Below are 25,293 nucleotides of genomic sequence, written 5' to 3'. Positions count from 1 at the left end.
ACTCTAGGTTTTCCAAGAGGTTTCCGACAGCCTAAAAATAAAACATGTTATTGAGGAGGAATTGTTCAAATGGCAAAGGCTAAGTTTGAACGTAACAAACCGCACGTTAATATCGGTACAATTGGTCACGTCGATCATGGTAAAACAACTTTGACTGCTGCAATCACAACTGTACTTTCCAAAACTTACGGTGGTGCTGCTGTAGCATTCGATCAAATCGATAAAGCTCCAGAAGAGCGCGAACGCGGTATCACAATCTCCACTGCACACGTGGAATATGAAACACCTAACCGTCACTATGCACACGTTGACTGCCCAGGTCACGCCGACTATGTTAAAAACATGATCACTGGCGCTGCACAAATGGACGGAGCTATTCTGGTTGTATCCGCAGCTGACGGTCCTATGCCACAAACTCGCGAACACATCCTCTTGTCCCGTCAAGTAGGTGTTCCATACATCGTTGTATTCCTGAACAAATGCGACATGGTTGAAGACGAAGAGTTGCTGGAATTGGTTGAAATGGAAGTTCGCGACTTGCTGAGCGAGTATGACTTCCCAGGCGACGACACTCCAATCACTCGTGGTTCCGCTCGTGAAGCACTGCAAAACCCAGATGGCGACTGGGCTAAGAAAATCGTTGAAATGTTCGAAACAATCGACACTTACATCCCAACTCCAGAACGCGACACTGACAAGCCTTTCCTTATGCCTGTCGAGGACGTATTCTCCATCACTGGTCGTGGTACAGTTGCTACAGGCCGTGTAGAGCGTGGTACAGTTAAAGTGGGCGACGAAATCGAAATCATCGGTATTCAAGAAGAATCCCGTAAATCCGTAGTAACAGGCGTAGAAATGTTCCGTAAATTGCTTGACTCCGCTCAAGCTGGTGACAACATCGGCGCACTGCTTCGCGGTGTAGATCGTGCACAAATCGAGCGTGGCCAAGTATTGGCTAAGCCAGGTTCTGTTAACCCACATACAGAATTCTCTGCTCAAATTTACGTTTTGACTAAAGAAGAAGGCGGACGTCACAAACCTTTCTTCACTGGTTACCGTCCACAGTTCTACTTCCGTACAACTGACGTAACTGGTATCATTACTTTGCCAGAAGGTTCCGAAATGGTAATGCCTGGTGATAACATTACGGTTACTGTTCAACTGATCAGTCCAATCGCGATTGAAGAAGGAACTAAGTTCTCCATTCGTGAAGGCGGACGTACAGTTGGTGCAGGCGCTGTAGCAACAATCTCTAAATAATAAGGCTTCGAGCCTTGAATATAGCAACATTGTACTGGAACGAGTAACATTGTATTGGAACGAAGCAAAACGAGCCCCTGCCATGGTGCGGGGGCTTTTCTCTTGAGGAAAATCGCGAGCTGCGAGCACAATTGTTATCTTTGAAAATAAGATACATTGTTTTTTTCGTTTTTGCTTGCAATAGGCAGAAGTATTCGATATAATAACTAATGTTGTTTGTGACTGTGCGATGATGTGAGAGGTTACTGACACACCCGGCCCCTTTGCCATGGGAGGGCTGTCGGAAAATTTTCACGGAGTATGTCCGATACCAAATTGGGCGATAGAAGGAGGGACTAAAATGGCAAAGCAAAAAATTCGTATTCGTTTGAAAGCTTACGATCACAGAATTCTTGATCAATCCGCTGAGAAAATTGTTGAAACAGCTAAACGTTCGGGTGCAGGTGTTTCCGGACCAATTCCGCTGCCAACTGAAAAACAAATCATTACTATTCTCCGTGCGGTACACAAGTACAAGGATTCTCGGGAACAATTCGAAATGCGCACACACAAGCGTTTGATCGACATTGTTAATCCGACTCCACAAACTGTGGATGCCTTGATGCGCTTGGACCTGCCGTCCGGTGTAGATATCGAAATTAAATTGTAATATGTAATCAGGAAAAGAAAAGAGGTGTCAACATGAAAGGTATCTTAGGAAAAAAACTCGGAATGACTCAAGTGTTTACCCCTGAAGGTAACGTACTTGCTGTTACGGTTATCGAAGCTGGTCCTTGTGTTGTTCTGCAAAAGAAAGATCTGGAAAACGATGGATACGAAGCTATCCAACTCGGGTTCTCTGATAAAAAAGAAAAAAGATCCAATAAACCTGAAGCAGGGCATGCTAAAAAAGCAAATACTGCACCTAAGCGCTACGTTCGTGAACTTCGTGGCATCGACCTTGCTGCGTACGAGGTTGGCCAAGAACTGAAGGCTGATGTCTTCACAGAAGGCGAATTCGTTGACGTAACAGGTATTTCTAAAGGTAAAGGTTTTGCCGGCGTTATCAAACGTTGGGGACAAAGCCGCGGACCAATGGCACACGGCTCGCGCTACCACAGAGGTCCAGGTTCTATGGGTTCCATTCAAGCTAACCGCGTTCCTAAAGGTAAACACCTGCCAGGACACATGGGGCATGAAACGGTAACAATCCAACGCCTTGAAGTTGTTAAGATCGATACAGAACGTAATGTATTGCTCGTGAAAGGTTCCATTCCAGGACCTAAAAACAGCTTCGTTAAAGTATTAGAAACGGTGAAAAAATAATTAACTGAAGAAAGGAGGAACACGAAATGCCAAAAGTAGCACTATTTAATATTAGCGGCAGCCAAGTTGGCGAAATTGAATTGAACGATGCAGTGTTCGGTATCGAGCCGAATAAACACGTTCTTCATGACGCTGTTGTTATGCAATTGGCTTCCCTGCGTCAAGGTACTCACAAAGTAAAAGGACGTTCTGAAGTACGTGGCGGCGGACGTAAACCTTGGAAACAAAAAGGTACTGGTCGCGCTCGTCAAGGTTCGATTCGGGCACCACAATGGGTTGGCGGCGGTACTGTATTCGGTCCGACTCCACGCAGCTATGCTTACAAATTGCCTAAAAAAGTTCGTCGTCTGGCGATCAAATCGGCACTGTCATCCAAAGTGATTGAGAATGAAATCATCGTATTGGACGCTCTTACACTGAACGGACCTAAAACGAAAGAATTCGCAGCCATTTTGAATAACCTTAAAGCAGATCGTAAAGCATTGATTGTAGCTCCTAGCTATGATGATAATGTAGCGCTGTCCGCTCGTAATATTCCTGGTGTGAAGTTTGTAGCCGCAGACGGCATTAATGTTCTTGATGTGCTCGGACACGACAAACTGATCATTACGAAGGAAGCAGTTCAGAAGGTAGAGGAGGTGCTCGCGTAATGAAGGATCCTCGTGATATTATCAAGCGTCCGATTATCACCGAACGTACGGCTGGTATGATGAATGACTTGAAATATGTTTTCGAAGTTGACATTCGTTCCAATAAAGTCGAAGTCAAGAAAGCAATCGAAGCGATTTTTAACGTGAAAGTAAGTAACGTTAACACACTTCGTGTTCCTGCAAAACCAAAACGCTACGGACGTCATTCCGGCTATACGAGCGAGTGGAAAAAAGCGTTCGTAACGCTGAGCAAAGACAGTAAGCCGCTTGAGTTTTTTGAAACAGTATAATTGAATCTGTAAAGTAAGGAGGGAAACTCAGTGCCAATTAAAAAGTATAAACCGACGTCCCCGGCCAGACGTGCAATGTCTGTATCTACTTTCGAGGAGATCACAACAAATCAGCCCGAGAAATCGTTGCTGGCACCTCTGAGCAAGCAAGCTGGACGTAATAACCAAGGTAAAATTACAGTTCGTCATCATGGCGGCGGACATAAACGTAAATACCGTATTATTGACTTCAAACGTAACAAAGATGGAATACCGGGCCGCGTTGCTACGATCGAATATGATCCAAACCGTACGTCCAACATCGCACTTATCCACTATGTGGATGGTGAAAAACGTTACATCATCGCTCCTAAAGGTCTGAAAGTAGGAGATGTAGTGGTATCCGGTCCGGACTCCGATATTAAAATCGGTAACTCCTTGCCATTGGAAAACATTCCAGTAGGTACGGTTATCCACAATATCGAATTGAAACCGGGTAAAGGTGGCCAACTTGTTCGTGCTGCTGGTACGGAAGCCCAACTTCTTGGTAAAGAAGAGAAGTATGTTACAATTCGTTTGACTTCTGGTGAAGTGCGTCGCATTCTGAAAGTTTGCCGTGCTACAATCGGATCTGTAGGTAACGAAGACCACGAGCTTGTTAAGATCGGTAAAGCTGGTCGTAGTCGTTGGTTGGGACAACGTCCTGAAGTTCGCGGTGTTGTTATGAACCCTAACGATCACCCACACGGTGGTGGTGAAGGTCGCGCTCCAATCGGACGTAAATCTCCAATGTCTCCATGGGGTAAACCAACCCTTGGTTACAAGACACGTAAAAAAGGCAAAGCATCTGATAAGTACATCGTTCGTCGTCGTACTAAGTAATAAAACGTGCGCTTAAGTCGCACGTTAACATATTAAAGAACGACTACGTTTTAACGAAGGGAGGATTCACAAATGGGTCGCAGTCTCAAAAAAGGACCATTTATTGATGGTTACCTGTTGAAAAAAGTAGAGGTTTTGAACGAGTCTGACAAAAAAGTCGTGATCAAAACTTGGTCCCGTCGCTCTACAATTTTCCCGCAATTTATCGGACACACGTTTGGTGTATATGATGGTCGTAAACACGTGCCTGTATACGTAACGGAAGATATGGTTGGACACAAATTGGGCGAATTCGCTCCAACGCGTACGTACAAAGGCCATACGGATGACGATAAGAAAACAAGAAGATAATCAACACAGCGTAGTGTTTGAGAGGAGGTAACTCAATGGAAGCAAAAGCACATGCTAAATCCGTGCGGATTTCCGCTCGCAAAGTGAAACTTGTTATCGATTTGATTCGTGGCAAGCAGGTAGGTGAGGCGATTGCAATTCTTCGTCACACTCCGAAATCCGCTTCTCCAGTCGTTGAGAAATTGCTGAATTCTGCTATCGCAAATGCAGATCACAACTACTCCATGGACGTAAATAAATTGGTAGTGTCTGAGGTTTTTGTAAACCAAGGTCCTACAATGAAACGGTTCCGCCCGCGTGCAATGGGTCGTGCAAGCCGCATCAATAAACGCACCAGTCATATTACTCTGGTGGTATCTGAAAAATAAGGAGGGAAAACGTGTGGGCCAAAAGGTAAATCCCGTCGGACTCCGAATCGGTATTATTCGTGATTGGGAATCCAAATGGTATGCAGGCAAAGATTTCGGTGATCTTTTGCTAGAAGACGTTAAGATTCGTGAGCATCTGAAGAAAAGATTGAAAGACTCCGCTGTATCCCGTGTTGAAATCGAGAGAGCAGCTAACCGTGTCAACGTAACGATTCACACTGCGAAACCAGGTATGGTTATCGGTAAGGGTGGTTCCGAAGTTGAAAATCTGCGTAATGAAATCACTAAAATCGCAGGCGGTAAAAAGGTACACATCAATATTTCTGAAATTAAAAATCCTGAACTGGATGCAATTCTTGTTGCTGAAAGCATTGCACAACAATTGGAACGTCGTGTTTCTTTCCGTCGTGCGTTGAAACAAGCAATTCAAAGAACTATGCGTTCCGGTGCAAAAGGAATTAAAACTCAAGTAGGCGGACGTCTTGGCGGTGCCGAAATCGCTCGTTCCGAAGGATACAGCGAAGGAACTGTTCCACTGCATACGCTTCGTGCTGACATCGACTACGGTACAGCAGAGGCTCATACTACTTATGGCCGTCTTGGCGTAAAAGTATGGATCTATCGTGGAGAGGTTCTTCCTCCAGCTAAGAAACAAGCTCCTCAGGAAGGAGGCAACTAATCATGTTGGTACCTAAACGCGTAAAACATCGTAAACAACAACGTGGTCATATGAAGGGTCGTGCAAAAGGCGGTACTACACTGAATTTCGGTGAGTACGGTTTGCAAGCTACTGAACCAGCATGGATCACTAACCGTCAAATCGAAGCTGCTCGTATTGCGATGACTCGTTACATCAAACGTGGTGGTAAGGTTTGGATTAAAATATTCCCTGACAAACCAATTACTCAAAAGCCTCTTGAGGTTCGTATGGGTAGTGGTAAAGGTAACGTAGAAAAATGGGTTGCAGTAGTGAAACCAGGTAAGATCATGTTTGAACTTGCTGGTGTACCGGAAGAGATTGCTCGTGAAGCAATGCGTCTTGCCGCTCACAAACTGCCAATCAAAACTAAGTTTGTGAAACGTGAAGAATTGGGTGGTGAAGCAAATGAAGGCTAGTGAATTCCGCAACCTTACCACTGCTGAAATCGAACAAAAGATCTCTGGTTTTAAAGAAGAACTTTTCAACCTTCGTTTTCAACTCGCTACCGGTCAGCTTGATAACCCGACTCGGATCGGTGCTGTGCGTAAGGAAATTGCTCGTGCTAAAACTGTGATCCGTGAAAGAGAACTTGGGATTAGCTAAGATATTAGACCGGGTGGAAATTCCGCCTGTAATTAGGAAGGAGGCCAACAATGAGCGAACGTAATGCCCGTAAAGTATTAGTCGGTAAAGTAGTCAGCGACAAAATGGATAAAACGATTGTGATTGCTGTAGAAACTTACAAAAAACATGATCTCTATCATAAACGCATTAAAGTGACTAAAAAATTCAAAGCTCATGATGAAAACAACACTGCACAAATCGGTGATACTGTTAAAATCATGGAAACTCGTCCTTTGTCCAAAGACAAAAACTGGAGACTGGTCGAAATCGTTGAAAAAGCTGTTATAATCTAATGTAGTGTAGTTTTTCCGAAAGGAGGATAAATAAATGATTCAACCATTTACACGTTTGACTGTAGCTGACAATTCCGGCGCGAAGGAACTGATGTGTATCCGTGTGCTCGGTGGTACGGGACGTCGTACAGCTCAAATTGGTGACCTGATCGTTTGTTCCGTAAAACAAGCAACACCAGGCGGCGTTGTCAAAAAGGGTGATGTAGTAAGAGCGGTTGTCGTTCGCACTAAACGTTCTATCCGCCGTAAAGACGGTTCCTACATCGGATTTGATGAGAACGCAGCAGTGGTCGTTAAAGAAGACAAGAGCCCACGCGGTACTCGTATTTTCGGACCAGTTGCTCGCGAACTTCGTGACAAGGACTTCATGAAAATCGTTTCCTTGGCTCCGGAAGTGATCTAAATTCACCTTAAAATGTGCCCGTAGGAGGTGTACGAAATGCCAAAAGTGAAAAAAGTTCTGGAATCCCATAACAACAAGCTGCACGTCAAAAAAGACGACACTGTTCTGGTGATTACAGGTAAAGATAAAGGTAAAAAAGGTCGCGTTATCGCTGCTTACCCTCGTCAAAACCGTGTGCTTGTGGAAGGTGTTAACATGATTAAAAAACACCAAAAGCCTAATCAGCTGAATCCACAAGGCGGCATCATCGAGAAAGAAGCTCCGATTCACGTTTCCAACGTTATGCACATTGATCCGAAGAGCGGAAAAGTAACTCGTGTGGGTTACAAGGTTTTGGACAACGGAAAAAAAGTGCGCATTGCAAAACGTTCAGGCGAAGTGATCGACTAATTATTTTTTGAAGAAAGGAGGACTATGATTCATGGCAACAACAAGAATGAAAGAACGTTTCTTGAAAGAAATCACTCCTGCTTTGATGCAGAAGTTCAACTATACAACAGTGATGCAAGTGCCTAAAATCGAGAAAGTTGTAATCAACATGGGTGTTGGTGACGCAGTCCAAAACTCCAAAGTGCTTGATTCGGCTCTCAACGACATGCAGCTGATCGCTGGTCAAAAACCAGTTATCACTCGCGCGAAAAAATCTATCGCAGGTTTTAAATTGCGTGAAAACATGCCGATCGGTGTAAAGGTAACACTTCGTGGCGAGCGTATGTATTATTTCTTGGACAAATTGTTCAACATTACACTTCCTCGCGTACGTGACTTCCATGGTGTATCAACAAAAGCTTTCGACGGACGTGGTAACTACACGCTTGGTCTGAAAGAACAGTTGATCTTCCCGGAAATCGAGTATGATCAAGTTGATAAAGTTCGTGGTATGGACATCGTTATCGTAACGACTGCCAAGACTGACGAAGAGTCCCGTGAGCTTCTGACTCAGCTGGGCATGCCTTTCGCGAAATAATGTTGGCATAACGTTTCGGGCGTCTGATTTAAAGACACCCTGTTCTCCGAAACTATTTAGGAGGTGTCAGGCTAAGTGGCAAAAACTTCAATGAAAGTCAAACAACAACGCGCACCAAAGTTTAAAGTTCGTGCTTATACTCGTTGCGAACGTTGTGGTCGTCCACATTCGGTGCTGCAAAAGTTTAAGATCTGCAGAATTTGCTTCCGTGAATTAGCTTATAAAGGCCAGATTCCTGGCGTGAAAAAAGCAAGCTGGTAAAAAGTCCTGTTTGGGAAGGAGGTTTATACACAATGACTATGTCTGATCCAATTGCAGATATGCTTACTCGTATTCGTAACGCGAACACTGTTCGCCACGAAACAGTAGAAATGCCTGCATCTACAATGAAAAAACAAATCGCCGACATCCTGAAACGTGAAGGATTCATTCGTGATGCGGAATTTGTTGAAGATAGCAAACAAGGGATCATCCGTATTTTCTTGAAATACGGTGCGAACAACGAGCGTGTTATCACAGGTTTGAAAAGAATCAGTAAACCAGGTCTTCGCGTTTACACGAAGAGCAATGAGATTCCACGCGTATTGGGTGGACTCGGGATCGCAATCATTTCAACATCCAAAGGTATCATGACCGACAAAGAAGCGCGTCAGTCCAAAGCCGGCGGAGAAGTGGTTTGCTACGTTTGGTAATTTAACGTTTAAAAGATAGGAGGTGCAACAGATATGTCCCGTATTGGTCGTAAACCAATCACAGTACCAAGTGGTGTTGACGTGACTTTGAACAACACAGTGATCACAGTTAAAGGTCCTAAAGGAACATTGACTCGTGAGCTTCATAAAGACATGTCCGTTACTGTGGAAAATAATGAAATTAATGTAGTTCGTCCTTCGGACAACAAACTTCACCGCTCTTTGCATGGAACAACCCGCAGCGTTGTCAATAACATGGTAAGTGGTGTAACTGAAGGTTTTTCAAAATCTCTGGAGCTGGTTGGGGTCGGATATCGTGCAAGCAAATCCGGAGATAAAATCGTTCTGAACGTTGGATACTCTCACCCGGTTGAAATTACACCGGAAGCGGGCATCGAGTTCGAAGTTCCTTCGAACACTAAAATTATCGTTCGCGGAATTGATAAAGAGCGTGTAGGTGCCTATGCTGCTAAGATTCGTTCCGTTCGTGAACCTGAACCGTACAAAGGTAAAGGGATTAAATACGAAGGCGAGCGCATCATCCGTAAAGAAGGTAAAGCCGGTAAGAAGAAATAAGTTTCTTACCGACTTTGTGCGGTCTTTCTACTGGAAAGACTTGTACTCTTTTTTACCCAGTGCGTCTTAGTATAAAGTTTTAAAAGGCAAACTGAAGGGAGTGAAAACTTGAGATGATTACAAAACAAGATAAAAATAAAGCACGTGTCAGAAGACATCTGCGTGTACGTAAGAAAATCGAAGGTACGGCTGTACGTCCTCGTTTGAACGTATTCCGCTCTTCCAAGCATATCTACGCACAACTGATTGATGATGTTGCTGGTGTAACATTGGTTTCTGCATCCACTATGGATAAAGAACTGAGCAGCGAAATCAAAAACGGTGGTAGTGTAGAAGCAGCTCGTAAGGTTGGCGAACTCGTTGCTAAACGTGCGAAAGAAAAAGGCCATGCTAACATCGTATTTGATCGTGGTGGATACTTGTATCATGGACGGATTCAAGCTTTGGCTGATGCAGCTCGCGAAGCAGGCCTTGAATTCTAAGACATTTCTCAAAAGGAGGTTAACGACTTGCGTGTAGATCCGAATACTTTGGAACTGACTGAAAGAGTAGTAAATATTAATCGTGTAGCTAAAGTTGTCAAAGGCGGACGCCGTTTTAGCTTCAGTGCTCTGGTAGTAGTGGGCGACGGCAACGGCTGGGTAGGCGCTGGAATCGGTAAAGCGGGCGAAGTACCTGATGCGATTCGCAAAGGTATTGAAGATGCTAAGAAAAACCTGGTTCACGTTCCACTCGTAGGCACAACAATTCCTCACCTTGTTACAGGTAAGTTCGGTGCTGGCCGGGTTCTGTTGAAACCGGCATCGGAAGGTACTGGGGTTATCGCTGGTGGTCCAGTTCGTGCAGTTCTGGAACTTGCTGGTGTAGGTGATATTTTGACAAAATCTTTGGGTTCTTCGAATTCCATGAATATGGTCAATGCGACTTTGGAAGGTTTGTCCCGCTTGAAACGCGCTGAAGATGTTGCTAAATTGCGCGGCAAATCCATCGAAGAGCTGCTGGGCTAAGGAGGGAATATCATGGCGAAATTAGAAATTACCCTCGTTCGTTCGTTGATCGGCCGTCCTGGTACTCAGAGAACGACTGTTAAAACGCTCGGCTTGCGTAAAATCAACCATAAAGTAGTTCAACCCGACAATGCAGCGATTCGCGGGATGATTAATCAAGTTAGCCATTTGGTTTCTGTTAAAGAAATCGAGGCTTAAGAAATAAAGTATTTTAACAATAATCAAGGAGGTGCAACGAACGATGAAGTTACATGAGCTTTCCCCAGCTCCAGGCTCCCGCAAAGAACGTAAACGTTTGGGTCGTGGTCCTAGTAGCGGTACGGGTAAAACTTCTGGTCGTGGTCATAAGGGTCAAAACGCTCGTTCCGGCGGTGGTGTACGTCCGGGCTTCGAGGGTGGTCAAAACCCACTGTATCGTCGCTTGCCTAAACGCGGTTTCGTAAATCCTACTCGTAAAGAGTATGCGGTTTTGAATATCGAAGATTTGAACAGTTTTGCAGCGGGTACAGAAGTAAGCCCTGAGTTTTTGCTGAACAATGGTATTGTGAAGAACGCGAAATCCGGAATTAAAATTCTGGGTAACGGTGAAATCACTGTGAAATTGACAGTTAAAGCGAACAAGTTCTCTCAATCTGCGGTAGAGAAAATTGAAGCTGCCGGCGGTAAAACCGAGGTGATCTAATGTTCAAGACCCTGAAAAATATATGGCGGGTTGAGGATCTTAGAACCCGAATCCTGTTTACCCTGTTTATACTCTTTGTATATCGTATTGGCTCCTTCGTGCCGGTTCCCGGTGTGAATAAGCAAGTCTTTACTTCTCAGGATCAGGCAGGAAGCGAGTTGTTTGGACTCCTTAACACCTTCTCAGGGGGCGCGTTGTATCAGTTTTCGATCTTCGCCCTCGGGATTATGCCATATATTACAGCGTCCATCATTGTACAGTTGCTGTCAATGGACGTGATTCCGAAACTTGCGGAATGGGCTAAACAAGGAGAGCATGGTAAAAAGAAATTGGCTCAAATTACACGGTATGGTACTGTAATACTGGGCTTAATCCAAGCATTCGGAACGTCGATTGGATTTAATCGACTGTACGGTGCAGCGATGATTCCAGGTGCTACTTTTGCTGATTATCTGGTTATTGCCATTGTGCTTACTGCAGGAACTACGTTCCTTATGTGGCTCGGTGAGCAAATTACCGAAAAGGGAATCGGTAATGGTATCTCTATTGTAATCTTTGCAGGGATTGCGGCAGGTATTCCAAGACATATTCGGACGATTGTAGAATCTCAGTTTATTCAAGCTGATCAGCTGTTTATGAATATTCTGAAGGCAATTATCATTGCCTTGGTGGTTGTTCTGATTATCGTTGGTGTTATCTACATCCAGCAAGGTATTCGGAAAATTCCAGTACAATACGCAAAACGTGTAGTTGGCAACAAAATGTACGGTGGCCAGAATACGCATATTCCGATGAAAATTAATGCGGCAGGCGTTATTCCGGTAATCTTTGCGGTATCATTGCTGCAATTCCCGACAATTATTGCGAGTTTCTGGGCAGATCATGCTTGGGCTAAGTGGATTACCACTTACTTGTATTATGACAAGCCACTGGGCATGGTTTTGTATGTCGTAATGATTATCGGTTTCACATTCTTCTATACCTTTGTACAGATGAATCCGCAGCAAATGGCCGACAATATGAAGAAAAACGGCGGTTATATCCCAGGCATTCGCCCAGGTAAAGCCACGGAGAAATACTTGACACGAGTAATGTCACGTTTGACAATGACAGGAGCTTTGTTCCTGGCAGTCATATCCGTTTTGCCGGTATTCTTCGGTTCGCTTTCGGGCTTGCCTCGTTCCGTGCAAATTGGCGGTACTTCATTGCTCATCATTATTGGTGTAGCATTGGATACGATGAAGCAAATCGAAAGCCAACTGATCAAACGCCATTACAAAGGCTTCATCAACAAATAGGCAATAGGTACCGGCATAGGATGTTCGCATGCTTACCGGCACCTTTTGTGCTGTTTCTTGTGTAGGGGTCGTCTTGAGGAGTGACAGATTGTGAATATTTTGATCATGGGCCCTCCGGGGGCTGGTAAAGGTACACAAGCAGATGTCATTGTGAAGGAGTTCGGCATTCCTCATATCTCGACAGGTGATGCGTTTCGCCTAGCGATGAAACAGGGAACACCTATTGGCATTAAAGCCAAAGAGTATATTGACAAGGGTGAACTTGTTCCGGATGATGTAACAATCGGTATCGTTGAAGAACGGCTGCAGCAGCCTGATTGCAAGAAAGGTTTCTTGCTGGACGGTTTTCCAAGAACTTTAGCTCAAGCTGAAGCCTTGGATCAAATTTTGGGCCGTTTGAATACGAAGCTGGATGATGTCATCAACCTGAAAGTGGATCGTGACAACTTGTTGGCACGAATCACAGGACGGCGAGTTTGTAAAAGCTGCGGAGCTAGCTATCATATTGTCTTTAATCCTCCTAAGGTTGAAGGCATTTGCGATAAAGACGGTGGTGAACTCTATCAGCGTCCTGACGATAACGAAGATAGCGTAAGAACACGACTTGACGAATATAGTAATAAAACAGCACCACTCCTCACGTTTTATGAGAACCAGAATCTTCTGCGTCATATTGACGGAGAACAGGATATTGATGTGGTTTCCCAAAATATCGTGTCCTTGTTGCGGGGTTAGCTGTAATGATCATTTGCAAGTCGGGGACGGAATCAAGCTTTATGAGGAAAGCTAGGAAAATGAATTCGGCAACGAGTTATTTCTTAGCAGGACACATCGAGCCCGGTATTACGACCGGTGAACTTGATCATTTAGCTGATCGGTATATTCGCAGTCAGGGAGCTGTGCCGTCTTTTAAAGGTTATAACGGTTTTCCTGCTAGCATTTGCGCTTCAGTCAACGAACAACTGGTGCACGGATTTCCCGGCAAACGCAAGTTAAACAAAGGCGATGTCATTACGAAAACTCGCCAGTTTACAATGTCGCATGCCATTCGGCAATATATTGAGAATCCAAACCGTGGTATTCCTGAGCAGGGGCCGAGGCTGAAAACCGGCATTGTGCTGGCTATTGAATCAATGATTCCAATAGGTGCTCGCCTTGTAGGGACGCTAGAAGACAACTGGACGGTCGTTACGATGAACGTAATCTCTTGTACTCATTTTGAGCAGGTGGTGACGGGCGAAGCGGACGGCATGGACATTTTCACGAAACTGAGTGCGTAGGTGATTGGAATGAATCAGCAAGGAAACCTGCAAATCGGTCAGCTGGTGAAGATTCTGAAGGGCAGAGGTGCCGGACAGATTGCGGTTGTCGTTTCAATAGCAGATAGCAGGTTTGTGTATATTGCGGATGGGGATAAACGAAAGTTTGATCAAGCGAAGAAGAAAAATGTTCTTCATTTGGTACCTCAGCCAAAGATTAGTAGCGAGATTGTAAATAGTTTAAACGAAAGCGGTCGGGTGACGAACGGAAAACTGCGGCATGCAGTGAAAACTTTCCTGGACTCGTCCGAATACCAAGCTGAAGAGAAAGGAGACTGACTTTGGCCAAAGAAGATGTCATTGAGGTTGAAGGTACGGTAATCGAGCCACTGCCGAACGCTACGTTCAAGGTAGAGCTGGAGAACGGTCATCAAATTCTTGCTCATGTTTCCGGAAAGCTGCGGATGCACTTTATCCGTATTTTGACAGGCGACAAGGTGGTTGTACAGTTATCGCCTTACGATTTAACTAAAGGCCGTATAACGTACCGCAAGTAATTCATGCAGGTTTTTATTAAACGTACGTCATTTAAAAAAACTTGTTTTGCTCGGCAAAACGATGTGAATGTTCACGAAGCGAGTTTTACCAGGGTAAAGCTTGGAGGAGGTAATCAACATGAAGGTAAGACCTTCTGTAAAACCTATTTGCGAGAAATGCAAAGTCATTCGCCGCAAAGGGAATGTAATGGTTATTTGCGAAAATCCGAAACACAAACAAAAACAAGGTTAATAGAAGGGGGTGTAGCGTAAAATGGCTCGTATAGCTGGTGTGGATTTGCCACGTGACAAACGCGTTGAGATCGCCTTGACTTACATTTTCGGAATCGGTAAGACGACTTCTCAGAAAATTTTGAAGGAAACAGGCATCAGTGCAAACACGCGTGTTCGTGATTTGACTGAAGATGAAGTGAGCAAATTACGTGAAACGATCGACAAAGAAGTTAAAGTAGAAGGCGATCTGCGTCGTGAAATTTCCTTGAATATTAAACGTCTGACTGAGATTGGCTGCTACCGTGGTGTTCGTCACCGTCGTGGATTGCCTGTTCGCGGACAACGTACTAAAACTAATGCTCGTACCCGTAAAGGTCCTCGTCGGACTGTAGCGAACAAGAAGAAATAAGAAGGGAGGATAACATTCAATGGCTAAACCGAAAAAAGTTGTACGCACAAAACGCCGTGACCGTAAAAATATCGAGAGTGGCGTGGCACACATCCGTTCCACGTTCAACAACACGATCGTTACGATCACAGACCCACACGGTAACGCAATCTCTTGGGCCAGCTCAGGCGGCATGGGATTCCGTGGTTCCCGTAAATCCACTCCATTCGCAGCGCAAATGGCCGCAGAAACTGCTGCTAAAGCTGCTATGGAACACGGCATGAAGACAGTCGAAGTCATGGTTAAAGGACCTGGTGCAGGTCGCGAAGCAGCAATCCGCTCTTTGCAAGCTGCTGGTCTGGAAGTTAACCTGATCAAAGACGTAACTCCGGTACCTCATAACGGATGCCGTCCTCCAAAACGTCGTCGCGTCTAATGAGATTTCTCCTCTGCGTGTAGTATAGATCCGGCACAAACTGCCAAGAATGGATGTTTAGGTATACTGCATGATAGACTATGGATAAGGTGAATGTTTCATATAGGAGCGACGTTTTGAAGGAGGGATATTGCAGTGATAGAAATCGAAAAGCCGAAAATTGAGACGGTTGACGTCAATGATGATGGCACCTATGGAAAATTCGTAGTAGAACCGCTGGAACGCGGATACGGTACGACGCTGGGGAACTCGCTTCGCCGTATTCTGTTATCCTCGTTACCGGGGGCAGCAGTCACATCGGTTCAGATCGATGGGGTTCTGCACGAGTTTGCAACGGTTCCCGGTGTGAAGGAAGACGTAACGGAGATCATTCTGAACTTGAAAGCTTTATCGCTTAAAATCCACTCAGATGAAGAGAAAGTACTCGAAATCGATGCGGAAGGCGAAGGAGTTGTAACGGCAGGTGATATCCGTGCGGATAGTGATGTGGAAATTCTTAATCCGGATCTTCACATTGCAACGCTCGGACCGGGTTCGAGACTTCACATGCGTATTTTTGCCAATCGCGGTCGCGGTTACGTTAAGCAGGATCGGAATAAACGTGATGACCAGCCGATCGGCGTCATTCCCGTCGACTCCATCTACACTCCGATTGCACGCGTGAACTACGGCGTAGAAAATACGCGTGTCGGCCAGGTTACGAATTATGACAAGCTGACACTTGAGGTTTGGACAGACGGAACTATTCGTCCTGAAGAAGCTGTGAGCCTTGGAGCCAAAATTTTGACCGAGCATGTGATGCTATTCGTGGGTCTCACGGATGAAGCAAAAGATGCAGAAATTATGGTCGAAAAAGAAGAAGACAAGAAAGAAAAAGTTCTTGAAATGACGATCGAAGAGCTGGATCTCTCCGTCCGTTCCTATAACTGCCTTAAGCGCGCTGGTATCAATACGGTACAAGAACTCACGACTAAATCTGAAGAAGATATGATGAAGGTCCGTAACTTGGGTCGCAAATCTTTGGAAGAAGTACAAGAGAAGCTCGAGGAACTTGGTTTAGGACTTCGTACGGAAGAATAGCACAGCAACGTTTTTGTGAAGGAGGGGAAACTACATGGCATACCAAAAATTGGGCCGTAATTCCAGTGCCCGTAAAGCTTTGTTTCGTGATTTGGTAACCGATCTGTTCTTGTATGAGCGTATCCAAACTACTGAGGCTAAAGCGAAAGAAGTTCGTTCTATTGCTGAAAAACTGATCACCAAAGCGAAAAAAGGAGATCTGCACGCACGTCGTCAAGTGGCTGCGTTCGTTCGCCGTGAAACTTTGGATGGTGAGCAGGATGCAATCCAAAAGCTGTTTAGCGAATTGGCTACACGTTACAATGAGCGTCCAGGTGGATACACTCGTATCTTGAAACTGGGACCTCGTCGTGGCGACGCCGCTCCAATGGTATATCTGGAATTGGTTGACCGCGCGTAAACAGGCGAAGATGAGGGAAGGGTGGACAGAATCGGCTTGATTCTGAACAACCCTTTTTTTCTCTTGGAGGAGTCCTTGAGGGGCTTCTCCTTTGTTATGTTCGGTTATTTCCTGTAAGACCAGAGAATACCCCTGCAAAGGTGTGAGAAGCATGCGGAACTTGTGCATGAAGGTGAACTATGATGGAACCCACTATGATGGCTTTCAGACGCAGCCTAGTGGCAACACCATTCAGGACTGTCTTGAAAATGCTATATACTCATTGACGGGCGAACGTCTTAAAATTACGGGCTCAGGACGTACAGATGCAGGTGTGCATGCATACGGGCAGGTATTCAATTTTCATACTGAATCGCCGATTCCGATACATCGCTGGTGTCTGGCACTTAATGCCTGGCTGCCTCGTGATATCATCGTTACGGATGCGAGAGAGGTGCCACTGTCCTTTCATGCACGCCGCATGGCGAAGCGGAAGACGTATCGGTACAGTATTAATGCGAACCGGTTTCCAGACATCTTTCACCGTCGTACACAGGCCCATCATCCAACGAGTCTGGATGTAAGAGCGATGGAAAAGGGGTTGGCTCATTTAGTGGGCACCTTTGACTATACTTCGTTCGCATCTCGACGTTCCCAAAAGACGAATCATGTTCGCACTATTTACGAAGCCTATATAACGGTAGACCATTCCTTTTCACGTCCAGGGTCGGACGATCAGGGAATTATTCAAACTTATATTACAGGTAGCGGATTTTTGCAGCACATGGTTCGGATTATAATGGGGACTTTGCTGGAAGTGGGAGAAGGCAAAAAATCGCCGGATGATATTCCTTCCATTTTGGAAGCAAAAAACCGTTCAAAGGCTGGCCCTACAGCCGTTGGACACGCTTTAACGCTCTGGAATGTAGAGTACGAAGAAAACATCAAAAAACATTGATTTTTTCCTTGCAGAATTGATGGTTATCCTGTAATATAAAAGTTGTGTTTTCTTAATGGCTTTCCCACAGCCCCAATTAAGATAATCACTTTATAGCAACATCTAATCCATCGATAATGCAGCAACTTAACGAACGAAGATAAATGATGATTTCTGTTAACGAACTTAAGGAGGATACTTTTCATGCGTACTACGTATATGGCGAAGCCAAATGAAGTTGAGCGCAATTGGCACATCATTGATGCCGAAGGCAAAACGCTCGGCCGTCTGGCAAGCGAAGCGGCTGCGTTGATTCGCGGCAAACACAAGCCACAGTTTACACCACATGTGGACACAGGTGATTTTGTTGTTGTAATCAATGCGGAGAAAATCGTATTGACCGGTAAAAAAATGGAGAACAAAAAATACTATCGTCACTCCCTGCACCCAGGTGGTCTGAAAGTAACAGTTGCACAAGATATGGTTAAGAACAAACCTGAACGTATGTTGGAATTGGCTGTTCACGGTATGCTTCCTAAAACTCGTCAAGGCGACAAAATGAAGCTGAGACTTAAAGCTTACAGAGGTACAGAGCATCCACATGCAGCACAAAAACCTGAAGTTTACGAACTTCGCGGATAATTAAAAGGGAGGACAGTTTCATGGCACAAGTACAATACTATGGGACAGGTCGTCGTAAACATTCGGTAGCTCGTGTTCGTCTCGTACCGGGTGAAGGACGCATTGTCATCAATAAGCGTGATATTAATGAATATTTCGGTTTGGAAACTCTCAAACTGATCGTAAAACAACCACTGAATCTGACAGAAACACTTGGTAGCTATGACGTACTCGTTATCGCTCATGGTGGTGGTATCTCTGGTCAAGCAGGCGCAATTCGCCACGGTATTTCCCGTGCTCTGTTGAAAGCAGACCCAGAATTCCGTCCAGCTTTGAAAAAAGCAGGATTCTTGACTCGTGACCCACGTATGAAAGAACGTAAAAAATACGGCCTTAAAGCCGCTCGTCGTGCACCACAGTTCTCGAAACGTTAATATTTCGAATACAGAAGAACCTTTTCCTTATGGAAAGGGTTCTTTTTTATTTAGATCATTTGCTGCACATTAACCACATGTGGATAAATGGATCTAGACTAGAATTTTATGGCTACGTCTGCCCTGCGATACATAAAAAGGTGCATATACTATCTGGAATACGTAAGTTATCCACGATGTAACTAAGATCGGTATACTTATGCACAAATATAGTTTGCTATTTCAACACAGTTTATCCTGTAATGTTCACAACCTGTGACTAATTAAAAAGATCAGGGAATTTTTGCAGAGCAATCTTTAGCTTGGTGCTGCCCATCTCCTCGGCTTCCGTAATTGCAGCGATGATGATGTGAGTATTTTTAACCATTGAGAATGGGCTAAAATAGGGCTCCAGTTACGTTAAGGGCTATCTGTATATCTGAATGCTTTAATTTCTCAGGGAGGGCCTCTGTGAGCGCTATAGGAGTGTTGAGAGGCTTATTATCGATCTGGGTGCCATTTCTTTGTAATATTCCTTAATAGAAGCACGATTAGCATCAGAGCTCCCGATTTGGTAGTGGGATTCTTCGGATGTAAACCTTATAGTCAGAGCTGGTTTACCTTGAGCTGAGCACGACCACGTATGCTTCATCTTTAAATGCAAATGTAAATATGACGACCGAACCCTAATTATATTTCCTTGACCAAATCCAAGGATAATCATGGCTCTAAGGAAGGACGCTTTTATCCTCAGATATTTCTACCTGATCACAATAACCAAACCTATTCAGGATTACGATGGCAACCGCGTAGCGGGTATATCTTTGTCTCAGGTGGAGTAGAGGAAGCATCTTCGCTAACCTAAAATACTTACGTTTAGGCATACCCTCTGCTATAACTAGTTACTTTTAGTTATTAAGCAATCTAAGGCAATTTTCAAACGTTTGGTATAAGAATATTTTATATATAGCCACTGAACTTGGTTGGATATGCAGGAGAGCGTTTAAGAATGCTGACAGAACAACGTTCCTGCTTCATGCGGGATGATAAATGTTTACAGTATGACGATTTTACTTGGATTGACATTGAATATGAAAGTTTTATACTGTACTTAATCTCATTAGTTTAGTCGGTATTGAAGTATCGCTTATTTATGAATCTTCATAGATGGAGGCGCATTAATAATGAATTTATTGGAGAAAGAAGCGTTGATTAGAGTCAAGGCAAGTGAACTGGAAGAGGCCACGCCTGAAGAAATTATCCAATATGCTGTTCAGACATTTCCCAACCTCACCTTTGCTTGTAGCTTCGGAGCAGAAGATGTAGTACTAGTAGATATGCTACAAAGAATTAGCCCTTCTACCGATATTTTTTACTTGGATACTGACTTTCATTTTCAAGAAACTTATGATACGCGTGATCAGATGAAAGCTAGATACAATTTGGATTTTGTTAGAGTCTCTCCCTTAATCACTCCAGAAGAGCAAGCTGCGGAGCATGGAGAGGAGCTGTGGAAATCAAATCCTAATGCATGCTGTGGTATACGCAAGGTTGAGCCGCTGACACGCATTCTGTCTCAATACGATGCATGGATTACCGGTATCCGTCGCGATCAGGCTCCTACGCGTGCGGATGCAAAAAAGGTAGAGTATGATGAAAAGTTTGGTCTCGTTAAATTTAACCCCTTGGCAAGCTGGACTTCCGAGGATGTATGGAACTATATTCGCACTCATGATGTATTGTATAATCCATTGCATGACCGTAATTTTCCCAGTATTGGCTGTGAGCAATGCACACGTGAAGTCCTGCCAGGTGAAGATCCACGTGCTGGTCGTTGGTCAGGCACTGAGAAAACGGAGTGTGGGCTCCACCAATAAAAAATGGTATGTAGGTAGCTCTGAGACTTATTTATGAATAGAAAGGAAGTGCATTATGACTGCAATTCTTCCGCATGGCGGAACGCTCGTTGATAGAAATATAACTGGACCGGAGCAAGAAGCACTGTTGCAGGCTGCAGGTGAATTGTTTCCTATCCCTGTAAACTCATGGACGATTTCTGATTTGGATTTAATTGGAGTAGGTGCCTTTTCTCCATTGACGGGATTTATGAATGAGTCAGATTATCGTTCAGTGGTAACGGATATGCGTCTTGCTGATGGTACAGTCTGGAGTATTCCCATTACTCTTGCAGTAGTAGAAACCATAGCCAGTGAACTGAAACTAGGTCAGCAGGTGGCTTTGGTGGGGGAAACAGATGGTATCATCTATGCTGTACTTGATATTGAGAGTATTTATCAGGTTGACCAGGCAGAGGAAGCCAGATGTGTATTCAAGACGGCTGACCCGGCCCATCCTGGCGTAAATAAATTGTTAGAACGACCTGCTACCTATGTAGGTGGAACGGTGCAAGTGCTGAATCGACCAGAACCCACACAATTTAGCGAATTTTATTACACACCAGCACAGACACGTAGCCATTTTGCTGAAAAGGGCTGGAAGACAGTAGTCGGTTTTCAAACAAGAAATCCGGTACATCGGGCACATGAGTACATCCAAAAAAGCGCGATGGAAATTGTGGATGCTTTATTTCTAAATCCACTTGTTGGAGAGACCAAGTCAGATGACGTTCCAGCAGATGTGCGTATGAAGAGCTATCTAGTGTTGCTGGACAACTATTATCCGGCTGATCGAGCCTTTCTGGGGGTCTTTCCTGCTGCCATGCGATACGCTGGTCCTAGAGAGGCCATTTTCCATGCTATTGTGCGGAAGAACTTCGGCTGCACTCATTTTATTGTCGGAAGAGATCATGCGGGTGTAGGGGACTATTACGGTACCTATGAAGCGCAGGAAATTTTCAAGCACTTTACACCTGAAGAGCTGGGGATTACCCCGTTGTTTTTTGAACACAGCTTTTACTGCACCCAATGTGGAAATATGGCCTCAAGTAAAACATGCCCACATCCCAAGGAGCATCATTTGACGCTCTCTGGCACCAAAGTGAGGGAATTGTTACGCTCCGGGGTTTGTCCGCCACCGGAATTTACACGCCCAGAAGTCGCTCAAGTGCTGATTGAAGGTATGAAAGAATATGTTCATGCCTGAGTTGTACTAACTACACGCCTCGTCCCATATAGATTATTAGTATCTGTATAGGACGGAGGCGTTTTGTTATGCAAAAAAACAATCGTAAAAAAGAGGTCACACTGTGGATTCGCTATCGGACGCTGCAAAAAATGCTGTTAGGCTGTTGTCTCGCTGTTCTATTTATCATGCTGACACTGTATGAGATACCTGCTTCGAGAGCATGGATTCATTGGAGTCTACCGCTTACTGGTAAGGTAATTGCTATAGATGCCGGACACGGAGGACCTGATGGAGGAGCAGTTAGCAAAGAGGGAGTCATTGAAAAGGATATTAACTTGGCGATCGCTTTTTATTTGCGGGATTATTTGCAGCAAGCAGGAGCTGTTGTCGTCATGACACGCGAGGATGACCGCGATCTGGCGCAGCAAGAAACAAAAGGCTATTCCAGAAGAAAAACGGAGGATTTAAAGCAACGGGTACGTATGATTGAGGAGCAGCAAGCGGACCTCTTTTTAAGTATTCATATGAACAGTATCCCGTCGAGCCGTTGGAGTGGAGCCCAGACCTTTTTCGTACCTAATCATGCAGATAACGAGAATTTGGCATCCTTAATTCAGGAAGAAATCAAGCGCAACCTGGAAAATACGGACAGAGTAGCTAAGACCGTAAACACCGTCTATTTATTAAAGGCACTCAAAATGCCAGCAGCTCTTGTAGAAGTCGGATTTTTGTCCCATCCAGAAGAAGCCAGACGACTCAGTGACGAGAACTATCAGAGACAAGTGGCTGCATCTATATATAAAGGTATTTTGCGTTACAGTGCCGGGGAAAAGGGAACCTCATCAGCACCTGAAGTCAGATAGTGGTATACTGTAAGTGTTTACCACTACGTAAATCAATAAAGCAGAGGTGCTGATTATTCATGCAATCGAGAGAGCAAGTTATAGAGCTACTTCAGCAAGTGCGAGAGCCTCAAACGGGACGCCGTTTGGTTGACCTGCATTTTATTCGGGATGTGGTTGTTAAAGAGGATCGGGTATCATTGACTGCTATTACCCTGGATAGCCAAGAAGAGACTCGAACGGAACTGGATCGGGAAATCCGGCAGACGTTAGAAAAGGCGGGATTAAGTCACGTGCATATTCGTATTCGTGAGGCATCTGAGTCTGAAAAGTCAGCTATACAAAATGGAGAGGATACCGAGGAGGTAGCTGATCCGGTTTTGACCAAAGGACATGCTGTCGGTATGGAAGAATATGAGCTGCTTAATCCAGCATCTGGCGTACGATTTATTGCCATTGCAAGCGGAAAAGGTGGTGTCGGAAAGTCGACAGTAGCTGTGAATTTGGCGGCAGCTCTAGCCAGACAGGGTAAGCGAGTGGGTTTAATTGATGCTGATATCTATGGATTCAGTGTGCCGGATATGATTGGGGTAGAGGACGTACCTTCTGTCGAAGATGGTATCATTCAGCCAGTGGAACGATTTGGTATCAAAATCATGTCCATGGGCTTCTTTGTGAGAGAAAACAATCCTGTTATTTGGAGAGGTCCCATGCTGGGGAGAATGCTTAGACAGTTTTTTAGTGATGTCGAATGGGGCAAGCTGGACTATATGATACTCGATTTACCACCAGGTACTGGTGATGTAGCGCTTGACGTACATCAAATGATTCCGCAGAGTGAAGAAATCATTGTCACTACTCCGCATGCGACGGCAGCTTTTGTAGCTGCACGTGCAGGGGCAATGGCCCTTCAAACGGATCATAGGGTCATAGGCGTCGTGGAGAACATGTCCTATTATGTGTCCTCCACTGGAGAAAAAGACTATGTTTTTGGACGGGGAGGCGGGGCTATGTTGGCAGAAACACTTCATACGAAACTTTTGGCACAAATTCCGCTGGGTATCCCAGATAATCATCCGTCAGAAGCCGATTTTTCTCCATCCGTATATAAATCGGAGTCGGCGACAGGAGCTATTTATAATGATATAGCCGCCCAAATTACCGGGTTGCACATGGAATCTGAATAATAAAAAAGGCTGGTTGTTGAACCAGCCTTTTTTTTACTGACCTCCTCCTTGACCTCCTTCACCACCACCTTGTTCTCCTTCACCACCACCACCATCTTGCTTTTGATCCCCGGATCCACCTTGCTCTCCGCCTTTTTTCTCAACCTTAGGTTGAAGTTCTTCTTGCACAACAGTTTTGAGTAAATTCATGACCTCAAGCCGAAAAATCGGATTCTGCATAGCATCATGCATGACTGTCATAGATTGCTTGCGATATTCCGGGGTTTTAGTTAAGTCCATATACATCTTGGTCAGTTCTGGCGATTTTAGCATCTCTTCAATTGATTTTTGGTAAGAAGGGTCTTTTATAAGCTGCATATGAAGCTGTTTGCTTTGACTGTTGATGGCTTTGGCAAATTCTCCGGCAAAACGCGGATCAGTCATAATTTTTTCGATTTCTTTTTTATATTCAGGTGAGATCAAAGTATCTTTTACTGCAATTTTCATCTGTTCAGCGGATTGTGTGGACATAAGCATTTTCATTCCCATGCTGCCTCCAGATCCACCTCCACCACCACTTTGACCGGATTGTCCCTCTTTTTCCCCGGTTAAAGCTTCTTCTACGGCTTTTTTTCCATCATCACTTTTCAGGATATCAACCACCATCGTTTTCATCTCTTTATAACTGTTCTGGGGAGGTGCAGAACCCTGATCCGAGCCGCAGCCGCTCAGTGCAACGCCCAGTACGCATACCATGCTAACAAATCGCAAACGAGTCCAATTCATGGCCGTATTCCTCCTTTATCATGAATGTGGATAGTATGCGGATGATTGGGGAGAAATATGTCGAGTTGCTTTTGGTTTTTAGCTGAGAACGATGTAAAATAACTCCTTAAAGACCCAGAGCTTGATCGCGAACCTCTTTACCTTTTACTGTACCTTGTTGAAGCAGTTCGGATACAGTCACAAATTCATAGCCTTGTGCCCGCAACTTGTCGATAATGATGGGCAACGCTTCATGAGTTTGTTTACAAGAATCACTGGCATGAAGAAGGACGATATCACCGGGATGTGCTTTATTTACAACACGGTCGATTATGACCTGCGTACCAGGGTTTTTCCAGTCCAGGGAGTCAGTATCCCATTGAATGGTTTTGTAGCCTAAAGTGCTGGCAACTTGAAGTACCCTTTTGTCAAAGTCACCATTAGGCATACGGATTAACTTCGGGGATTGTCCAGTCAGCTCGGTTAATGTAGTATGAGCCGTTGAAATCTGCTTACGAATCTCTTCATCGCTTAAGCTGCTATAGTTTTCGTGTTTATGGCCATGACTGCCAATCTCAAATCCGCTTTCTTTAATTTGATTCACGAGTTCTGGGTGTGTTTTGCTCCAAGGGGCAGAAAGAAAAAAGGTGGACTTGGTCACTTTTTTATCTTCGAGAACTTTTAAAATGGGGGCAGTACGCTTATCACCCCAGCTAATATCGAATGTGAGAGCGATCAGCTTTTTATCCGTAGGCACACTGTAAACGGCAGTTGGCGCTTCCTCGGAAAAAACCGTAACATTATCGGTTTCTACATAAATGACCCC

Annotated in this window: 41 protein-coding genes (1 of these 41 cut by a window edge); 39 read left to right on the top strand and 2 right to left on the bottom strand. The window is 44.6% G+C overall.

Translation table 11 applies throughout. From position 1 onward, the window contains the following. Positions 1-69 precede the first annotated feature (69 nt). The 39 genes from tuf (at position 70) to MKX36_RS21900 (ending at position 23,723) form a co-directional block, all read left to right on the top strand. Positions 70-1,260 carry an elongation factor Tu gene (gene tuf, locus MKX36_RS22090; RefSeq protein ID WP_013373267.1) on the top strand — a complete coding sequence of 397 codons (1,191 nt, stop codon included), beginning with the start codon at positions 70-72 and terminating at the stop codon, positions 1,258-1,260. Between the two features lie 340 nt (positions 1,261-1,600). After that, positions 1,601-1,909 carry a 30S ribosomal protein S10 gene (gene rpsJ / locus MKX36_RS22085; RefSeq protein WP_005544556.1) on the top strand — a complete coding sequence of 103 codons (309 nt, stop codon included), beginning with the start codon at positions 1,601-1,603 and terminating at the stop codon, positions 1,907-1,909. 32 nt (positions 1,910-1,941) lie between these two features. Next, the gene (rplC, locus tag MKX36_RS22080) at positions 1,942-2,565 is read left to right on the top strand and encodes a 50S ribosomal protein L3 (RefSeq protein ID WP_013312161.1); all 624 of its coding nucleotides are present in this window, start codon (positions 1,942-1,944) and stop codon (positions 2,563-2,565) included. A 26-nt stretch (positions 2,566-2,591) separates the two neighbouring features. After that, entirely contained in the window at positions 2,592-3,215 is a 624-nt protein-coding gene (gene rplD, locus MKX36_RS22075) for a 50S ribosomal protein L4 (RefSeq protein WP_013312160.1), read from the top strand. Next, complete coding sequence (gene rplW / locus MKX36_RS22070; protein WP_013373266.1) at positions 3,215-3,505, top strand: 50S ribosomal protein L23; 291 nt, start codon at positions 3,215-3,217, stop codon at positions 3,503-3,505. Before rplD ends, rplW begins: the two co-directional genes overlap by 1 nt. Positions 3,506-3,535: 30 nt before the next feature. Continuing rightward, a complete protein-coding gene (gene rplB / locus MKX36_RS22065) occupies positions 3,536-4,366 on the top strand; it encodes a 50S ribosomal protein L2 (protein WP_016818651.1) in 831 nt (276 codons plus the stop codon). 72 nt (positions 4,367-4,438) lie between these two features. Next, positions 4,439-4,717 carry a 30S ribosomal protein S19 gene (gene rpsS, locus MKX36_RS22060; RefSeq protein ID WP_007432579.1) on the top strand — a complete coding sequence of 93 codons (279 nt, stop codon included), beginning with the start codon at positions 4,439-4,441 and terminating at the stop codon, positions 4,715-4,717. A gap of 35 nt (positions 4,718-4,752) precedes the next feature. Continuing rightward, positions 4,753-5,085, top strand: a complete 333-nt coding sequence (gene rplV, locus MKX36_RS22055) for a 50S ribosomal protein L22 (protein WP_007432578.1) — start codon at positions 4,753-4,755, stop codon at positions 5,083-5,085. Between the two features lie 13 nt (positions 5,086-5,098). Beyond that, entirely contained in the window at positions 5,099-5,764 is a 666-nt protein-coding gene (gene rpsC, locus MKX36_RS22050; RefSeq protein WP_007432577.1) for a 30S ribosomal protein S3, read from the top strand. A 2-nt stretch (positions 5,765-5,766) separates the two neighbouring features. Then, entirely contained in the window at positions 5,767-6,201 is a 435-nt protein-coding gene (rplP, locus tag MKX36_RS22045) for a 50S ribosomal protein L16 (protein WP_007432576.1), read from the top strand. After that, complete coding sequence (gene rpmC / locus MKX36_RS22040; RefSeq protein ID WP_007432575.1) at positions 6,191-6,388, top strand: 50S ribosomal protein L29; 198 nt, start codon at positions 6,191-6,193, stop codon at positions 6,386-6,388. Before rplP ends, rpmC begins: the two co-directional genes overlap by 11 nt. Before the next feature lie 50 nt (positions 6,389-6,438). Then, positions 6,439-6,702, top strand: a complete 264-nt coding sequence (gene rpsQ / locus MKX36_RS22035) for a 30S ribosomal protein S17 (protein WP_007432574.1) — start codon at positions 6,439-6,441, stop codon at positions 6,700-6,702. Between the two features lie 34 nt (positions 6,703-6,736). Continuing rightward, a complete protein-coding gene (rplN, locus tag MKX36_RS22030) occupies positions 6,737-7,105 on the top strand; it encodes a 50S ribosomal protein L14 (RefSeq protein ID WP_007432573.1) in 369 nt (122 codons plus the stop codon). A 36-nt stretch (positions 7,106-7,141) separates the two neighbouring features. Beyond that, the gene (rplX, locus tag MKX36_RS22025) at positions 7,142-7,495 is read left to right on the top strand and encodes a 50S ribosomal protein L24 (protein ID WP_013312155.1); all 354 of its coding nucleotides are present in this window, start codon (positions 7,142-7,144) and stop codon (positions 7,493-7,495) included. Between the two features lie 31 nt (positions 7,496-7,526). Continuing rightward, positions 7,527-8,072 (top strand): 50S ribosomal protein L5, encoded by a 546-nt coding sequence (gene rplE, locus MKX36_RS22020; RefSeq protein ID WP_007432571.1) that lies wholly within the window; start codon positions 7,527-7,529, stop codon positions 8,070-8,072. A gap of 75 nt (positions 8,073-8,147) precedes the next feature. After that, positions 8,148-8,333: a type Z 30S ribosomal protein S14 gene (locus MKX36_RS22015; protein WP_010348808.1), complete on the top strand. Its 186-nt coding sequence runs from the start codon at positions 8,148-8,150 to the stop codon at positions 8,331-8,333. A gap of 32 nt (positions 8,334-8,365) precedes the next feature. After that, positions 8,366-8,764 (top strand): 30S ribosomal protein S8, encoded by a 399-nt coding sequence (rpsH, locus tag MKX36_RS22010; RefSeq protein ID WP_007432570.1) that lies wholly within the window; start codon positions 8,366-8,368, stop codon positions 8,762-8,764. A gap of 33 nt (positions 8,765-8,797) precedes the next feature. Next, on the top strand, positions 8,798-9,340 hold the full coding sequence (gene rplF, locus MKX36_RS22005) for a 50S ribosomal protein L6 (RefSeq protein ID WP_016818652.1): 543 nt from the start codon (positions 8,798-8,800) through the stop codon (positions 9,338-9,340). A gap of 113 nt (positions 9,341-9,453) precedes the next feature. After that, the gene (rplR, locus tag MKX36_RS22000; protein WP_007432568.1) at positions 9,454-9,822 is read left to right on the top strand and encodes a 50S ribosomal protein L18; all 369 of its coding nucleotides are present in this window, start codon (positions 9,454-9,456) and stop codon (positions 9,820-9,822) included. 27 nt (positions 9,823-9,849) lie between these two features. Then, the gene (rpsE, locus tag MKX36_RS21995; RefSeq protein WP_013373261.1) at positions 9,850-10,347 is read left to right on the top strand and encodes a 30S ribosomal protein S5; all 498 of its coding nucleotides are present in this window, start codon (positions 9,850-9,852) and stop codon (positions 10,345-10,347) included. Between the two features lie 12 nt (positions 10,348-10,359). Beyond that, positions 10,360-10,545, top strand: coding sequence for a 50S ribosomal protein L30 (gene rpmD, locus MKX36_RS21990; protein WP_013373260.1), 186 nt, complete (start codon positions 10,360-10,362; stop codon positions 10,543-10,545). Between the two features lie 43 nt (positions 10,546-10,588). Then, positions 10,589-11,029 (top strand): 50S ribosomal protein L15, encoded by a 441-nt coding sequence (gene rplO, locus MKX36_RS21985; RefSeq protein ID WP_013312149.1) that lies wholly within the window; start codon positions 10,589-10,591, stop codon positions 11,027-11,029. After that, complete coding sequence (secY, locus tag MKX36_RS21980) at positions 11,029-12,327, top strand: preprotein translocase subunit SecY (RefSeq protein WP_013373259.1); 1,299 nt, start codon at positions 11,029-11,031, stop codon at positions 12,325-12,327. Before rplO ends, secY begins: the two co-directional genes overlap by 1 nt. A 90-nt stretch (positions 12,328-12,417) precedes the next feature. Further along, positions 12,418-13,062 (top strand): adenylate kinase, encoded by a 645-nt coding sequence (locus MKX36_RS21975; protein ID WP_013373258.1) that lies wholly within the window; start codon positions 12,418-12,420, stop codon positions 13,060-13,062. A gap of 5 nt (positions 13,063-13,067) precedes the next feature. After that, a complete protein-coding gene (locus MKX36_RS21970; RefSeq protein WP_039269202.1) occupies positions 13,068-13,607 on the top strand; it encodes a M24 family metallopeptidase in 540 nt (179 codons plus the stop codon). A 9-nt stretch (positions 13,608-13,616) separates the two neighbouring features. Beyond that, on the top strand, positions 13,617-13,925 hold the full coding sequence (locus MKX36_RS21965; protein WP_013373256.1) for a KOW domain-containing RNA-binding protein: 309 nt from the start codon (positions 13,617-13,619) through the stop codon (positions 13,923-13,925). 2 nt (positions 13,926-13,927) lie between these two features. After that, positions 13,928-14,143, top strand: coding sequence for a translation initiation factor IF-1 (gene infA, locus MKX36_RS21960; protein WP_006212898.1), 216 nt, complete (start codon positions 13,928-13,930; stop codon positions 14,141-14,143). A gap of 118 nt (positions 14,144-14,261) precedes the next feature. Then, the gene (gene rpmJ, locus MKX36_RS21955; protein WP_003333770.1) at positions 14,262-14,375 is read left to right on the top strand and encodes a 50S ribosomal protein L36; all 114 of its coding nucleotides are present in this window, start codon (positions 14,262-14,264) and stop codon (positions 14,373-14,375) included. A 21-nt stretch (positions 14,376-14,396) separates the two neighbouring features. Next, complete coding sequence (gene rpsM / locus MKX36_RS21950; RefSeq protein ID WP_007432560.1) at positions 14,397-14,765, top strand: 30S ribosomal protein S13; 369 nt, start codon at positions 14,397-14,399, stop codon at positions 14,763-14,765. Positions 14,766-14,784: 19 nt separating this feature from the next. After that, positions 14,785-15,180, top strand: a complete 396-nt coding sequence (gene rpsK, locus MKX36_RS21945; RefSeq protein WP_007432559.1) for a 30S ribosomal protein S11 — start codon at positions 14,785-14,787, stop codon at positions 15,178-15,180. Positions 15,181-15,315: 135 nt separating this feature from the next. Next, positions 15,316-16,260: a DNA-directed RNA polymerase subunit alpha gene (locus MKX36_RS21940; protein WP_013373254.1), complete on the top strand. Its 945-nt coding sequence runs from the start codon at positions 15,316-15,318 to the stop codon at positions 16,258-16,260. 34 nt (positions 16,261-16,294) lie between these two features. Continuing rightward, the gene (gene rplQ, locus MKX36_RS21935; protein ID WP_013373253.1) at positions 16,295-16,660 is read left to right on the top strand and encodes a 50S ribosomal protein L17; all 366 of its coding nucleotides are present in this window, start codon (positions 16,295-16,297) and stop codon (positions 16,658-16,660) included. A gap of 151 nt (positions 16,661-16,811) precedes the next feature. Further along, positions 16,812-17,597: a tRNA pseudouridine(38-40) synthase TruA gene (gene truA / locus MKX36_RS21930; protein WP_031462304.1), complete on the top strand. Its 786-nt coding sequence runs from the start codon at positions 16,812-16,814 to the stop codon at positions 17,595-17,597. A gap of 183 nt (positions 17,598-17,780) precedes the next feature. Further along, the gene (gene rplM, locus MKX36_RS21925) at positions 17,781-18,218 is read left to right on the top strand and encodes a 50S ribosomal protein L13 (protein ID WP_013373251.1); all 438 of its coding nucleotides are present in this window, start codon (positions 17,781-17,783) and stop codon (positions 18,216-18,218) included. Positions 18,219-18,238: 20 nt separating this feature from the next. Further along, complete coding sequence (rpsI, locus tag MKX36_RS21920) at positions 18,239-18,631, top strand: 30S ribosomal protein S9 (RefSeq protein ID WP_013373250.1); 393 nt, start codon at positions 18,239-18,241, stop codon at positions 18,629-18,631. A 1,163-nt stretch (positions 18,632-19,794) separates the two neighbouring features. Next, a complete protein-coding gene (locus MKX36_RS21915; protein WP_113050163.1) occupies positions 19,795-20,487 on the top strand; it encodes a phosphoadenylyl-sulfate reductase in 693 nt (230 codons plus the stop codon). Between the two features lie 55 nt (positions 20,488-20,542). After that, positions 20,543-21,712 (top strand): sulfate adenylyltransferase, encoded by a 1,170-nt coding sequence (gene sat, locus MKX36_RS21910; protein WP_340865689.1) that lies wholly within the window; start codon positions 20,543-20,545, stop codon positions 21,710-21,712. Between the two features lie 68 nt (positions 21,713-21,780). Further along, positions 21,781-22,557 carry an N-acetylmuramoyl-L-alanine amidase CwlD gene (gene cwlD, locus MKX36_RS21905; RefSeq protein ID WP_031462302.1) on the top strand — a complete coding sequence of 259 codons (777 nt, stop codon included), beginning with the start codon at positions 21,781-21,783 and terminating at the stop codon, positions 22,555-22,557. 59 nt (positions 22,558-22,616) lie between these two features. Continuing rightward, positions 22,617-23,723 (top strand): Mrp/NBP35 family ATP-binding protein, encoded by a 1,107-nt coding sequence (locus MKX36_RS21900; RefSeq protein ID WP_126666917.1) that lies wholly within the window; start codon positions 22,617-22,619, stop codon positions 23,721-23,723. A gap of 33 nt (positions 23,724-23,756) precedes the next feature. On the opposite strand, the gene gerD is transcribed toward MKX36_RS21900, so the two are convergent. Then, positions 23,757-24,488 carry a spore germination lipoprotein GerD gene (gene gerD / locus MKX36_RS21895; protein ID WP_016818660.1) on the bottom strand — a complete coding sequence of 244 codons (732 nt, stop codon included), beginning with the start codon at positions 24,486-24,488 and terminating at the stop codon, positions 23,757-23,759. Between the two features lie 106 nt (positions 24,489-24,594). Next, positions 24,595-25,293 carry the 3' portion of a polysaccharide deacetylase family sporulation protein PdaB gene (gene pdaB, locus MKX36_RS21890; RefSeq protein WP_016818661.1) on the bottom strand. Its footprint extends 81 nt past the window's final position, so the window shows 699 of its 780 coding nt (coding positions 82-780); its start codon lies off the right edge, out of view; its stop codon occupies positions 24,595-24,597.

Source organism: Paenibacillus sp. FSL W8-0439 (genome assembly GCF_038008995.1).
Taxonomy (GTDB): domain Bacteria; phylum Bacillota; class Bacilli; order Paenibacillales; family Paenibacillaceae; genus Paenibacillus; species Paenibacillus polymyxa.
This window is presented reverse-complemented; position numbering and strand designations above follow the sequence as displayed.